Below are 13,599 nucleotides of genomic sequence, written 5' to 3'. Positions count from 1 at the left end.
AATATCTAATATGGTTAGTTACGAGAGGGGTACTTTACTGCAGTCCTTTTCTGTAATAATACCGTGGGCAGGGCCTGCGGTTTCAACCTTACTCGTAGCGAGGAGAATGAGGGACTTTTGGAATTCTGCTCCCTATCTACTCTATATAACCCCTCTCTCCTTCGCCTCTACTGTGCTTTTTACCTTTGAGTACATGAAGCATTTTCTACTGATCGCAGCAATTTACTCCCTAGTCTCACCACTTCTCTTAACCTACGCTTTCTCGAAGAAATTTGATTCCATGCAGATTAATGTTAACGAGTACTACATTGAGGTTAAGTTGAAGGTCCCCCTACTGAGTGACCAGGTTATAGACCCCAACTCCCTTTTTGAGAGGGTCGTAAATAAGGCTGTTAGGAGAGTGAGGAATCCCTACTATAATTTCAAGCTGAAATCCCTCAACAACTGCTCCAACCTCAAGGTGTCTCTATCAGAGAACAAGATAACCATGAGGAGGAGATGTGGCGACATAATTGTGGAGGTTATCATTTCAAATAATGACACTGCCGACATGAAACTTTCAATTTCTTACTAGCGGATAAACGCCTCAAGTAGAGCTCTTATCTCTTCATGAATAGCTAGATGTAGATTGATTCGAATCTATCCTCACGGTAGTGTTTGGATCTTCTTCCCTCTATGGGAAGCTTATAACCGCATCTTGTGCACCTCATATCCTCAGTTAGATTCCATTCCAGTATTCTGAAGCCGTATCTCCTTATGGCTACGTTACCGCACTGTGGGCAGTAAGTGTTCTCGAGGGGATGACCTGGAACATTTCCCACGTAGGCGAATCTGAATCCCACCTGCTTTGCTATCTTGTAATGTGCCTCAAGAGTCTCCACTGGAGTCAAGGGTAGGTTGTTCAGCTTGTAGTCTGGGTGGAACCTGAGGAAATGTATTGGAACATCAGGTCCAACCACGTCATATAGTCTCTTGAGAAATCCCTTAGCGAATTCCAGGTTATCCCCTATTTCTGGAATGATTAGGTCCGTAATCTCCACGTGAATCTTTCTTTTAATCAGTTCTGAGATAGTGTTAAAGATTGGATCTGGCCCAGAGGCTCCTGTGTATCTTCTCATGAACTTAGGTTCCCCGTTTCCCTTGAAATCCACAGTAACTGCGTCCAGAAAGTCCTTAACGTAATCCACAAGTTCTTCGCTCCAGTACCCGTTGGTAACCATGGTGTTTAATAACCCAAATTTCCTAGCCAGAACACCCGTGTCGTGGGCGAACTCAGCAAAGATTGCCGGTTCGTTATATGTGTAGGTAATCCCTTCAACCTCATATGCCCTGGCCATATCCACTATATCCTCAGGCATTAGATCTGCTCCATCCACCACTCTCCTCTGACTTATGTCGTAGTTCTGACAGTACATGCACATCCAATTACATCCAAATGTGGAGAACGAAAGTACCCTTGAACCTGGATAGAAGTGAACAAGGGGCTTCTTCTCTATGGGGTCTATGTGAGCAGCTGCGACCTTACCGTATACATTCAAGTATAATTTCCCCGTGGAGACAGACCTGACTCCGCAGAACCCAACCTGTCCCTCACCAATGAGGCATTTCCTGGCACAGGCGTCACATCTGATCCTGCCATCTAACTTGGTGTATAGTATAGCTTCCTTCTGCATCAAACTAAATAGTTCTTTCTGTAAAATAAAAACATAATGGAAAGGTACATCTTGTTCTACCCCATTGATCACATGGTGAGGAGAGAGGGGGAAGGCTATAGGGTGATCGAGATCAGGGAATGTAAATACAGGGAAGTTGATGTGTTGGGTAACCTTGACGAGGTAATCAGGGATCTGGGCCAGCCTCTCTTCTTCGTCAAAGTGGGCGAAGCCAAGACAGAGCTATGGGATCTCCTCAATGATTGTCGCTTCTGGGAGGCACACGAGTTACTTGAGGGTATCTGGAGAGGATCCAACGGTGCAGAAAGGAAATATCTACAGGCCCTGATTCTCCTGTGCGCATCCATGATAAAATATAGAAAGAATAGAGGGGTCTCAGACGAACTCATGGAAAGGGCACTATCTCTTATATCCGAACTTCCTCAGGATCTCCTTCCTCTCCTTTATGTCAGACTCGGACTCAACTCCCAATGGGGTCATGCCGTCAATAACACCTAAGACTCCCCTTCCCTGTTCTGTCTCTGCGACTACGACCTGAAGCGGGTTAGCCGTTGCTGCGTGTATCCTAACAACCTCCTCCACAGCCTTAATTCTATTCAACACATTAATTGGGTATCCGTTCCTAATGTAGATCACGAAGGTATGTCCTGCCGATATCCTTCTGCAGTTCTCTATGGCCAGCTTGGTTAGCTCCTCATCGTTTCCGTCATATCTGATTAGCCTCTTTCCGCTCGCCTCACTGAACGCAATTCCGAACTTCAAACTTGGAGAGGATGACGCTAGGGTTTCGTAAAGGTCTTCCACGGTCTTTATGAAATGAGAATGTCCAATGATTACGTTCGTTCCCTCCGGAATATCTATCTTAACAACATCTAGCTTAATCATAATTCAACTTGGAAAATAAACGTATTAAAATTTAGCTCACTAGATATGCATAAGTGAGGGTGGCCATTTCGTTCTGGGTCAGATCAACCTTGAAGGTGTAGTGCAGGCTAGCGACGTTGACCGTGTATACTCCCTCAGGTAGTGTGAAGGTTGCAATTCCATTAGAGAGCGTGAAATTCCTGTAAAAGCTTCCGTTCTGTCCCGTTACCTGAACTACCGCGTCGTTTAGGGGTTGCTCGCCTCCAAACGGGCCGTAATTCATGATCACCTTAACCTGAAGAGTGTACTCGCCGTTGGAGCTAGAACCCAAAGGCGTAATGGTTAGCCTGGTCTTGTAGGAGGACGCAGCGACTACCCCAGCGACCGTCAGGATCAGGACCACGAAGGCTAACGCTAACAGTACTGTTTTATTCATGGTTATGGGTGTAGAGAAGACTAATATTTAAGTTGAATCAATAGATATCGACGTGTTTGATCGATTCATCGAGGGTTTAAGGTATTCTCTACGTAATGAGAGGCCCATGTTGAGGCGTTACCTAGTACTAGGGGCATTTGATGGTGTTCTCCTCTCTTTGGGCATACTTGTGTCCTCTATTCTAGCAAATGCCCCATCTCGAGTAATAGAGCTTACCGTGGTGTCTGGGATAATTGCCGTTTCCATATCCTCGGCGTGGAACTCCCTCATAGTTGAGGTTAAAGAGAGAAAACTGGAGTTTGACAGGCTAGAGAGACAGATGATGAGGAGTTTGAAGGGGTCAACATACGACTACGGAATGAAGGTCACCATTGTACTTTCAGTTCTGGCCCATGGTCTATCCCCCTTCCTAGGTCTCATTTCCCTTTACGTCACCCTATTGACCAGGGCTTTAGCTTACGGTATTGTGACGTCGCTGGGAGAGCTCTTCCTCCTAGGCTTGGCTTACGAGGGATCCTGGAAGGAAAAGATCAGATCAGGAATCATAATAGCGGTGGGTGGAGCCTTAATGCTAGTTATCTCCTACTATCTTAGCAGGTAGAACTGCGTGGGTTATAGCCACCATCCCGAGGAACTCCAGCAACCATACCTGGAGTAAAGCGTTAGACAAGCTCTTTTATCCCCATTATTGCACTTCTCACATATCTCGGCGTATTCCTTTACCGTGACTTCATCACAGATTAACCTACCACAAATCTCCACACAGGTCTCATACCCGGATTTTATAATACAATCCTTCTTCATTGTAAGACACCTTTTTATACTGTTTATACTCTTTAAATCCAATGTCCAAACTTCTCGTTAGAAAGGATCTACAATCCGAACTAAAAAGGGATGTGAGTGACATAGTTAAGGAGATAGAGGGAGACGATTTAAAGGTAGTCGTCTTCATGGAGAATACGGAACCTGCTCCTAAGGTAAAGCCCAAGGTCATAAGGTTTGGTCCCACCCTTACCCTTCTAGAGAAGCTGGCAGAAAGGGGTCAGGTAGAACCTGGGGTTGCTAAGGTCATGTTTTTCTCGCCCAGCACCGGGAGGTCAAGGGGTCTCACACCTAACATGATGGCCGGTTTTCAGTACATCAAGCCTGGGGTCAGCACCAAGCCCCACTCCCACAACATGGCCTCGATATACCTGGTAGTAAGGGGAAGGGGTTACTCGGAGATAGACGGAGAAATATTTCACTGGAATGAGGGAGATGTGTTCGTGGTTCCAGCCAACGCTGTTCACAGCCACACAAACACAGGGGAGACAGAGGCCATCCTCTTCGATGTTACGGACTCAGGCCTCCTAGAGAACATGGGTATCCTCGAGTTCAAGGAAAAAGAGTGATTATTTTTCCCAAACTAGTTTGTATACCTTCAGGAGCTTTTCGTCCCTCCACTTCGAAATTTCCTGGAAAGTCTTACCCTTTATGAAGGAGTATTCCTTCATTTGCTGTATCGCTTTCGTAACCCCAGTGTAGGGGAACTTGTCGTATTTTGCCAGGGTATGCATCCATTCGTTAGCACCGTACCCAAAACCCCTATTAAAGAAGTACTCAAGCCCTCCTTCTCCACCACCTAGATGGTATGTGAGGAACGGACCCATGAAGGCCCATCTGAGTCCAATTGCCGCTGTCATTACCTTGTCGATGTCCTCCACAGTGGCCACACCCTCGTCTACAAGGTATACGGCCTCTCGGAAAAGAGCAAAGGCGAGCCTGTTCCCTATGAAACCCGGAATCTCCTTCTTGAGCACCACTACTATTCTGTCCAGCTTCTCCATGAGGGACTTCGTCCTCTCCACCACTTCCATACTGGTCTTCTCTCCTGGAACTATCTCGACAAGCGGTAGAAGGTGGGGTGGATTCCAGGGATGGGCTATCACCGCCCTCTCAGGGTGCTTGGACATTGCCTTCTGAACCTCTGTTATGAGGAGACCTGAAGTACTGCTAGCTAGTATAACCTCCTTGTCAAGGACGCTGTCCAAGTATCCAAAGATTTTCTTTTTTGCGTCATAATCCTCAATAACTGCCTCAATGACGAAGTTGGCTCCCCTAACGGCCTCATCCAGATTCGTGGTGGGAGAAACCCTCGAGATCACGGTATTGACGTCCTCGGTTATCTGGGAGTTGTTCTTCATCACCTGAACGTAGTTCCTTAGCTTCTCTATTCCCTTGTCTAGGGTTTCCTTCTTTTCGGTGTAGAGAGAGACGCTGTATCCCTTAGACGCAAAAAGGGTCGCCCAACCTACGCCTATAACTCCTGCTCCAACTACAGATACCTTTTCAGTCATGGGTGCTTATATTGTATAAGTAATTTAAATTTTGTAGTTTCTAAGCAGGCCAAGGTCTAGAAAGCCTTTAATTCAGACCTAGTGTATGATCACCATGATAACCGACAAAATAAACGAGTATATTTCCTCTGTGGAAGAGAAGTTGATGTCGAGATTCGAGAACAGGGAACGCCTGCTCCAGATATCTAGGGAGGTGATCAGGTATTCTGGAGAGACCATATCCCTAAGTCATAGGGGCAGGAGAGATGAGGCTCTGGAGAAGTATGGTCAAGCTAGGAAGAGAGTTGAGGAGATTAAGAACATTGTACAGAACTTCCCCGAACTCCTGTTTGGGGACGTTGGAGTTGCCTTTCAGGAGATCAGCGAAGCGAGCGTAGTGCTCTCCTTCTATTTCAACCTACCTTTGAACTTGCCCAGGGACCTTGGAATACCGGACATCTACTACATCACCGGGTTGGCTGACGCACTAGGCGAAATGAGGAGGGCAGCGCTGGAGAGCCTTAGAAAGGGAGATAAGGCAAGGGGAAGAGAAATTCTAGAGGAAATGGAGAACCTCTACGACATACTCTGGAAACTGGAGTACCCAAAATCCCTGGTTCCCGGGCTCAGGCAGAAAGTCGATGCCATGAGAAAAATCCTGGAAGATACCAGACACGACGTGTTCCTTGCGGAAGTTGTGGGAAAGGTGGATCAGGATTAGGAAAACTTTTCCTTTATGTAATCTACCAGCCTGTTGGGCACATCTATCCCTGTGGCAAGCATGAACCCCTTGAACTCAGGAACGTCATTAAGCTCGTTAATAACGTATCCCCTAGACTGATGTTCCAACACGTCAATTGAGACAAACTCGCCATTTATCACCTTAACTGCCTTCAACACTGTTTCCTTAAGCGCGTCGTCAACCTCCAGAGGAGTTGGAGTTCCTCCAAGGGCAACGTTAGCCCTCCATTCGTTAGAGGGTATGTTCCTGGCGTAGCATCCTAGGAGCTCATTCCCCATCACTATACATCTTATGTCCCTGTTTTTCCCTGTAATGTATTCTTGGACTATGTGAACCTTCAGTGCGGAATTCCCCATCATTTCCCTGTGTTCTATTATGGTCTTCCCCTCGATGATATCCCTGATGAGGGAGACCATCCTTCCCCAGCTACCAATTGGTGGTTTGTCAATGAGGGGGAATCCAATCTGTTCATATGCCTTCATCACCGAGTCCGGTGACATGGCTATGATGGACTGTGGAACGGGTATTCCTGCCCTGAAGAGCTTGGAGTATGTCAATATCTTGTCTCCAGCTACGCTTATCACGTCTGTGGAGTTAATCGTATGAACCCCGGTTCCCTCCAGGACGGCAGCGGCGTATAGTGACCTATACATGCTAACTGCCCTAATTATGGCTACGTCGTATCGACCCAACGCCCTGTTAAACGGCAATGGCTCTTGAGCCACGTTAATTACGTCGTAACTAACCTGCTTATCGTTGAGCGCCTTAACTAGAAGCTTTTCCTCTTGCCTAACTATGTCTACAATCAGGGCTACCTTCATTAGATTCCACCTCCATACCTCCTCATCTCATAAAAGGTCATCTCGTTGAGTAACATTGCCTGGGAGACCTCCTTCCCCAACCTTCCGTTGAGGATGATTGGAATGTTCAGGTCAACGGCAGTTCTCCTGATGCTGTAGTCTAGGCTTTTCATGTAACCGTTAGTCACCACAAGATCAACCTGTCCCTTTCTAATCAGGGATAGTGCCTCCTCCTGTTTAAGCGTTTCAAACCCTGGTACCTCACCGAAATCCAACGATTTTACGACTAGACCATATCTTTCTAGGTTTTTCCCAGCCTCCATTAAGTACTCTCCATTCCCCTTACCGTAAACTAGGGCAACCTTGCCTTGCCTTGGCAGTCTGTTGGGAGAGCATGATAACCAACTCTTGAGCAACGCATCGTAGAAGCTTGTACCAAGGGACGCAGCCTCTCCCGTGCTTCTCATCTCGGGGCCTAGGAATGGATAGGAGTCCTTAAGTTGAGTCCACGAGAATTGGGCTGACTTTACTGCCCATGATTTGCTCTCAGGCTCCATGAACTCATCCAGGTTGAGACCCTGCAAGATGCCCTTAACAGCCATCTCCATTAGGTTGACTCCCTTGGCCTTGCTGGAGAAAGGCATTGATCTACTTGCCCTGAGATTCATCTCTATAACGTAGGGCACGTTGTCCTTTATCACGAACTGCAAGTTGAATGGACCCCTAACTCCAATCTCCCTGGCAAGGGTAAGGGAAATCTTCTTGAGATCTTCGACAACGGGAGTGATTTTCCTTGTGGGTATGGACATGGTGCTGTCACCGCTGTGGACTCCAGCCTCTTCCACATGTTCCATCACGACTCCAAGGACGCCCTTACCATCGCTCACCGCATCAACTTCAGCCTCAAACGCGTTATCCAAGAACTTGCTTATCACCACAGGATACTTTGTGGATAATCTGGCCCTCTGAATGACCTCATCGAGCTCCTGCTCGGTCCAGACAATGCTCATGGACGATCCACTCAGCACATAACTCGGCCTGACCAATACTGGGAAACCAACGTGTTCCACAAATTTCCTTATCTCTTGGGGATCCTTAGCTGAGATCCACTCAGGTTGCTTAATTCCTAGCATATCTAGGAGCTTGGAAAACTTCTCCCTGTCCTCTGCCATGTCTACCGAGGATCCAGAGGTTCCGAAAAGCTTCACCCCTCTCTCCTCCAGCTTCTTTGCAATGTTATTACCCAATTGTCCACCCGCGAATGTGGCAACGTAAGTGTATTTCTCCTTGTTTATTATGTCTAGAACTCTCTCGGCTGATATCTCGTCAAAGTAGAGCTTCCTGGTCACGTCCCAGTCCGTGGAAACTGTTTCGGGGTTATAGTTCAGCACGGCTACCTGGTCAAAGTACTTCAGAGAAGCCTTCATCAACTCCACCACTCCCCAATCAAACTCGACTGAAACTCCAATTCTGAAACCTCCTGCCCCCACTATGAGAAGGTTGTTCCCAGTGGAGTTCAGCTCAATATCATCCTCAGAGCCAACGTATGTTAGGTAAAGGTAGTTGGTGACGGCTGGCCATTCTCCAGCTAGAGTATCAATTAGCTTTATGTTTGGAAGGATGCGATTGGAGGACCTGACCTTCCACACCTCATCTTCGCTGGAGTTGGTGGCCATGGCAACCTGTTCGTCGCTGAAACCAAGTGTCTTAAGGTATTTCAGCTTCTCTAGGTCGAGTTTAGATCCCTTGATCTCTTCAAAAGTTTTCACAAGGTTCTCTATCTTCCTTAGGAAGAACCTGTCTACCCCTGTGGCCTTGTACACCTCCTCAACTGACGCTCCCTCCTTGAATGCCTTAGCTGCCCATATTGGCCAGTAGGGAATTCTCTTGCCAAGTTTCTTGAGTGCATCCTCCTTGGGGGCAGTGGACATGTAGTATCTTCCTCCAACCACCCCTGGTTCCCCAATATCTAGCATTCTCAATCCCTTTTGAAGGGCCTCCTCAAAGGACCTCCCTATGCTCATGATTTCTCCAACGCTCTTCATCTCCGTGCTTAGGCTAGTATCTACTTCCTCAAACTTCTGCAGGTCCCACCTTGGTATTTTCATGACAACGTAATCTAAGCTGGGCTCGAAACAGGCGCACGTCGCCCCTGATACCTTGTTCAGGATCTCCTCCAGCGTGTAGCCTAGGGAAAGTTTTGCGGAAACGTAGGCAAGGGGATAACCTGTTGCCTTACTCGCGAGGGCACTGGATCTAGACATCCTAGGGTTGGTTTCTATAACGTAATAGGTGTAGCTGTTGGGATCCAGTGCGAACTGTACGTTACACTCACCCACTAGACTGATGGATTCTGCCACTTTCATGGACAAAGTCCTCATCTCTTGGAATTCCTTGTTATCCAGCGTCTGGCATGGGGTGATAACTATGGATTCTCCCGTGTGAACCCCCATGGGATCCAGGTTTTCCACGCATGCTATAACTGCGGAGTTCCCCTTAGAGTCTCTCACAACCTCGTACTCTAACTCCTTCCAATGGTGCAGGTACTTTTCCACTAGGACTTCTCCAATGTAGCTCTGCGAGAATGCCCTGTCTATACTCTTCCTAAGGGATTCCCTATCCCAGGCCACCGTAGAACCTCTGCCTCCCAAGTTAAAGCTTACCCTGACCATTACGGGGTAGCCAATCTCCTCTGCCTTCTCTAGGGCTTCCTCAGAGCTCTTAGCGGAAAAGCTGGGAGGAACTGGGATCTTAACGTCTATCATTGTCTCCCTGAACTTCTCCCTGCTCAATGCCTTCTCTATACCCTCGATGGGAGTTCCGAGTACCTTAATCCCATACTTCTGGAGAATTCCCCTCTTGTAGAGGTCAACTCCCACGTTTAGTGCAGTCTGTCCTCCAAATCCGATGGCAATGGCATCTGGTCTCTCCTGCTCAATGACCTTCTCTACGGACCACCATGTTACAGGAATCATGTAGAGCTTATCTGCCATTCCGTAACTGGTCTGAACCGTGGCAACGTTGGAGTTAACCAGTACTGTCTCGATACCTTCCTCCTTGTAGGCCTTAAGCGATTGGGATCCGCTGTAGTCGAATTCCGCAGCCTCGGCTATCTTTATGGGTCCTGAACCAACGACAAGAACCTTCTTAATTCCCTTCATCCTTTATCACCATCTTCTTAAACTTCTGGAAAACCCAAGTCGTATCATTGGGTCCCGGCCTAGCTTCCGGGTGAAATTGAGTTGTGATCAGGGGAAGTCTCTTGTGTATTAACCCCTCGACTACCCCGTCATCTGGATTCACGAACCAGATCTGCGTGTCAGGCGGAATGTCCTCCTTGTATACTCCATAACCGTGATTGTGTGTAGATATGTAGCACTTGTTATTTGAGATATCCGTCACGGGCTTATTTATTGCCCTATGTCCAAACTTCATCTTTCTTACATTGCCACCCAAGGCTAGAGTTGCCACTTGATGCCCAAGGCATATTCCAAGGGTGGGCAATTTATACTCCATGACTGCGGAGAAGTTCTTCACTAGATCCTTCAGGATGTTAGGATTTCCAGGTCCGTTTCCAAAGACTATGCCCTTTGGAGAATAGTTCATGATCTCATCGGCACTGGACTTGCACGGAACCCTCACTATGGTGAAGCCAGTCTTGTATAGCTCCTCTAGTATGCCGTGCTTTATTCCGCAGTCCACTAACACAATAATATCTGGGGAGTTGTTCTGGTGGATGATAGGGGACTTGGGGGAGGTAAACTTAGTGAAGTCTATCTCGTCATACCTCATCTCTATGTATTTCCTAGGATCCTCCACATGTTCCCCGGAGGCAATTACCCCCATCATGGAGCCCAGGGTTCTTACTTTCTTAACCAGGAGTCTAGTGTCCACGGAGGAGACTCCTGGAATACCCTGTTCAGCCATCCACTGGTGAAGGCTCTTGGAAGAGTTCCACTTTGAGGGATCAGTCTCCTCCGTAACCACGAGCCCCTCGATCTGGATCTGCTCTGACTCAAAGTTCTGGAGAATCCCATTTCTCACAATGGGGTTTGGGACACCGTAATTTCCCACGAGGGGATGCGTTATGATAAGTATCTGACCCCTGTAAGACGGATCGGTCATGGACTCTGGATACCCGTTCATGGCCGTAGTGAAAACCACTTCCCCGTACCTCACTCCCTTAGCGCCGAAGCCACAACCCCTCAACAGGGTTCCGTCCTCTAGGTAGATTAACCCTTCAGTTCCCCTCTTGCAGTATGTCATTTTCCATCAACCTCAATTCCCCTTCTCCTTTGAGAGTCCAGTTTTTATATTCTCTTAACAAATTCTCGTCACCATTTAACCTTTCCCTAGCGAGGGAAATACTTTCCCTGACCCTCTCTGGGCTAGGACTTCCCTTGACTGCTTTTCTATAAATTGACTGTTCAGGCGTAATCGTGGGGGAGAACTTGCCCTCCCTCACCGCCTTGGCCACGGCGAAGTAGGCATCCCTGTACCTCATTCCCTTCTCGGCAAGTATCTCTGCCTCATCGGTGGAGAGTACCTCCTTATCTATCTTGAATTCGTTCACCTTCACCTTGGAGAGGAGGTCATGAAGTACCTCTATTCCCGTTCTAGTCTCGTCAATTATCTCCCAGAAGAGTGGGTTGATCTCCTGAAGATCTAGGTTATATCCCGATGGAAGTGATTTGTAAGTCGAGGCAATCGAGGTCAAGTAACCCAGTACCCTTGAGACCCTTGCCCTGAGCACCTCCATGGTTACTGCGTTCCTCTTCTGTGGCATAAGCGAGCTCGTGCTCACGTGGGTGTCCGGTAATTCCAGTATTCCCACAAACTTGGAGGACAACAGGATCATGTCCTCAACCACCCTGCTTAGGGCGAGCATAAGGTTAACAACCTCCATAACGGCAGAGATCAGGTCTGCCCTGGAGGACGTGGCTGAAATCGTGTTAACCAGAACCTCCCTGAAACCTAGAAGGTTGGATTCCCTGTCCCTATTGAGTTTAACTGAAGTGCCCACTATGGCCCCGCTCCCAAGGGGAGACCGATTAACAAGGTCCAGAGTTCTGAAGATCGAGCTCCATCTGGAGGCAACTTCCTCCTCCACGTAAAGTAGGTAGTGTCCAAAGGTAGTTGGCTGAGCAGGTTGAAAGTGAGTGTAAACTACAAAGGGCGTATTGACGTTCTCCTCGGCTCTCTTAAGGATCATCTTCCTGAAGTCTAGGAGTTGTTCCAGAAGGTCCATTAGTTCTTCCCTGATCTCCAGCCTCAGGGCAGCGGCCACATGATCGTTCCTGCTCCTCCCTAGGCCAATTGAGCCTCCAGCCTCACCCGCCGTCTTAATTAGGTGATCCTCGAGTGCCTCATGTACGTCCTCATAGGAGGGATCCACCTTGGTGAAGGAGTTTATACCTTGGAGTAACTTCCTCGCATCCTCCTTGGAAAGATTACCTGAAAGGAAAAGCTCTATTACATGTGCCTTCATGACTTCCTTTACCTTATCCAGTATCCTAACATCCTCCCTCGATGAGGAAGTGTAAGTAACTACCTTGTCCTCCTTTGAACCCCACTTCCTGTATAGCATTAGCCATACCTCGCCTTCCTTGTTAGTAGGGAGTGCATTCCCCAGATCTCAATGAACCCTCTGGCCTCCTCATCCGAGGGATACCATCCCTTGTTGTAGGAGGATATTTTTTCTGAGTATGGCGAGTAAGGAGAGGTCCTACCCACTACCCTGAGACTCTTCAGGTCCACTTCTAGCTTAACCTCTCCGGAGACCCACTTGTTTATCTCATCTCCTGCGAGCTCAAGGGTATTCCTCAGCGGTTCATACCAGAGTCCCTGGTACACTAGATCAGACCACAAGGAGTCAAGGTGTCTCTTGAACCTGAGCTCCAAGGGAGTGAGGACAGTTTTTTCCAGATCCTTATGCGCCGCTATGAGGGCTAGAGCTGCGGGTGCCTCATACACCTCCCTTGACTTGAAACCAACTACCCTGTTCTCAAGGTGTTCTACCCTTCCGAATCCCCTGGATCCTACCTCCTCGTTCAACAGGGAAATGAGCTTAACCGGATCAAGCTTCTCGCCGTTAACTCTAACGGGAACTCCTTTCTCGAACTCCACGCTCAACTTCAGTTTGTCTTGTTTCCTCACAGCAGTCCACTCAAATGCGTCCTCTGGAACCTCTGACGCGGGATCCGAGATTATGTCCCCCTCTATGCTTCTCCCCCAAAGGTTTTCATCAATACTGTACTTACTGCTCTCGGTCTTTATGGGAATTCCCCTTTCCCTGGCGTAGGCTATTTCATCCTCCCTTGTCATCTTCCAGATCCTGGCTGGAGCTATTATCTTGACGTTATCTAACGCTGTCTTAAGGGCCAGGTCAAACCTAACCTGGTCATTCCCCTTGGATGTAGACCCGTGCGCAACATATTCTGTGCCTTCCTTTTTCGCAACCTCAGCGACCTTCTCGGCTATGAGTGGTCTCGCGAGCGCAGTGGCAAGCGGGTACACCTCCTCATAAAGGCCGTTCATCTTAATGTCCTTCAGAGCGAAGTTTTCAGCAAACTCCCTCTTGGCATCCACTAGGTAATGCTTAGCACTTCCAGCCTTGTACGCTCTTTCCTCAATTTTCTTAAAGTCGTCCTTCTGTCCTACATCGACGCTTACGCTTATCACTTCGGCGTGAAAGGTCTCACTTAACCACTTTATCGCAACAGTTGTATCTAAACCTCCTGAATAGGCTAGGACTATTTTCATTTTCACT

At 47.9% G+C, this 13,599-nt stretch carries 15 protein-coding genes; 5 read left to right on the top strand and 10 right to left on the bottom strand.

Annotated elements, in window-relative coordinates:
- The first annotated feature begins 10 nt into the window (after nt 1-10).
- Nucleotides 11-574, top strand: a complete 564-nt coding sequence (locus MSED_RS10240) for a hypothetical protein (RefSeq protein WP_012021927.1) — start codon at nt 11-13, stop codon at nt 572-574.
- A 43-nt stretch (nt 575-617) separates the two neighbouring features.
- On the opposite strand, the gene amrS is transcribed toward MSED_RS10240, so the two are convergent.
- A complete protein-coding gene (gene amrS, locus MSED_RS10235) occupies nt 618-1,673 on the bottom strand; it encodes an AmmeMemoRadiSam system radical SAM enzyme (RefSeq protein WP_012021926.1) in 1,056 nt (351 codons plus the stop codon).
- Between the two features lie 36 nt (nt 1,674-1,709).
- On the opposite strand from amrS, the gene MSED_RS12065 reads away from it, so the two are divergent.
- Nucleotides 1,710-2,171 carry a DUF309 domain-containing protein gene (locus MSED_RS12065; protein WP_144418791.1) on the top strand — a complete coding sequence of 154 codons (462 nt, stop codon included), beginning with the start codon at nt 1,710-1,712 and terminating at the stop codon, nt 2,169-2,171.
- On the opposite strand, the gene MSED_RS10230 is transcribed toward MSED_RS12065, so the two are convergent.
- Entirely contained in the window at nt 2,073-2,561 is a 489-nt protein-coding gene (locus tag MSED_RS10230) for an adenosine-specific kinase (RefSeq protein WP_187146799.1), read from the bottom strand. The genes MSED_RS12065 and MSED_RS10230 overlap by 99 nt on opposite strands.
- Before the next feature lie 28 nt (nt 2,562-2,589).
- Nucleotides 2,590-2,973 carry a hypothetical protein gene (locus MSED_RS10225; protein ID WP_012021923.1) on the bottom strand — a complete coding sequence of 128 codons (384 nt, stop codon included), beginning with the start codon at nt 2,971-2,973 and terminating at the stop codon, nt 2,590-2,592.
- 52 nt (nt 2,974-3,025) lie between these two features.
- Between MSED_RS10225 and MSED_RS10220 the strand changes: the two genes are divergently transcribed.
- Nucleotides 3,026-3,574 carry a VIT1/CCC1 transporter family protein gene (locus MSED_RS10220; protein ID WP_144418790.1) on the top strand — a complete coding sequence of 183 codons (549 nt, stop codon included), beginning with the start codon at nt 3,026-3,028 and terminating at the stop codon, nt 3,572-3,574.
- A gap of 11 nt (nt 3,575-3,585) precedes the next feature.
- Here MSED_RS10220 and MSED_RS12060 read toward each other — a convergent pair whose 3' ends face one another.
- Nucleotides 3,586-3,777: a hypothetical protein gene (locus tag MSED_RS12060; protein ID WP_080512779.1), complete on the bottom strand. Its 192-nt coding sequence runs from the start codon at nt 3,775-3,777 to the stop codon at nt 3,586-3,588.
- Nucleotides 3,778-3,818: 41 nt separating this feature from the next.
- On the opposite strand from MSED_RS12060, the gene MSED_RS10215 reads away from it, so the two are divergent.
- Nucleotides 3,819-4,364, top strand: a complete 546-nt coding sequence (locus MSED_RS10215; RefSeq protein ID WP_012021921.1) for a cupin domain-containing protein — start codon at nt 3,819-3,821, stop codon at nt 4,362-4,364.
- On the opposite strand, the gene MSED_RS10210 is transcribed toward MSED_RS10215, so the two are convergent.
- Nucleotides 4,365-5,309: a 3-hydroxyacyl-CoA dehydrogenase family protein gene (locus MSED_RS10210; protein WP_012021920.1), complete on the bottom strand. Its 945-nt coding sequence runs from the start codon at nt 5,307-5,309 to the stop codon at nt 4,365-4,367. It lies immediately after the preceding gene.
- 94 nt (nt 5,310-5,403) lie between these two features.
- Between MSED_RS10210 and MSED_RS10205 the strand changes: the two genes are divergently transcribed.
- Nucleotides 5,404-6,009, top strand: coding sequence for a translin family protein (locus MSED_RS10205; protein WP_048060170.1), 606 nt, complete (start codon nt 5,404-5,406; stop codon nt 6,007-6,009).
- On the opposite strand, the gene lysX is transcribed toward MSED_RS10205, so the two are convergent.
- The 5 genes from lysX to MSED_RS10180 are packed head-to-tail and all read right to left on the bottom strand — an operon-like array spanning nt 6,006 to nt 13,592.
- Nucleotides 6,006-6,851, bottom strand: a complete 846-nt coding sequence (gene lysX, locus MSED_RS10200; protein ID WP_012021918.1) for a lysine biosynthesis protein LysX — start codon at nt 6,849-6,851, stop codon at nt 6,006-6,008. The genes MSED_RS10205 and lysX overlap by 4 nt on opposite strands.
- The gene (carB, locus tag MSED_RS10195) at nt 6,851-9,991 is read right to left on the bottom strand and encodes a carbamoyl-phosphate synthase (glutamine-hydrolyzing) large subunit (RefSeq protein WP_012021917.1); all 3,141 of its coding nucleotides are present in this window, start codon (nt 9,989-9,991) and stop codon (nt 6,851-6,853) included. The genes lysX and carB overlap by 1 nt, the downstream gene beginning before the upstream one ends.
- Nucleotides 9,978-11,096, bottom strand: a complete 1,119-nt coding sequence (gene carA / locus MSED_RS10190; RefSeq protein WP_012021916.1) for a glutamine-hydrolyzing carbamoyl-phosphate synthase small subunit — start codon at nt 11,094-11,096, stop codon at nt 9,978-9,980. Before carA ends, carB begins: the two co-directional genes overlap by 14 nt.
- Entirely contained in the window at nt 11,071-12,417 is a 1,347-nt protein-coding gene (argH, locus tag MSED_RS10185) for an argininosuccinate lyase (RefSeq protein ID WP_012021915.1), read from the bottom strand. The genes carA and argH overlap by 26 nt, the downstream gene beginning before the upstream one ends.
- Nucleotides 12,417-13,592 (bottom strand): argininosuccinate synthase, encoded by a 1,176-nt coding sequence (locus MSED_RS10180; RefSeq protein ID WP_012021914.1) that lies wholly within the window; start codon nt 13,590-13,592, stop codon nt 12,417-12,419. Before MSED_RS10180 ends, argH begins: the two co-directional genes overlap by 1 nt.
- Nucleotides 13,593-13,599: the final 7 nt, after the last annotated feature.

The organism is Metallosphaera sedula DSM 5348 (assembly GCF_000016605.1).
Classification (GTDB): domain Archaea; phylum Thermoproteota; class Thermoprotei_A; order Sulfolobales; family Sulfolobaceae; genus Metallosphaera; species Metallosphaera sedula.
This window is presented reverse-complemented; position numbering and strand designations above follow the sequence as displayed.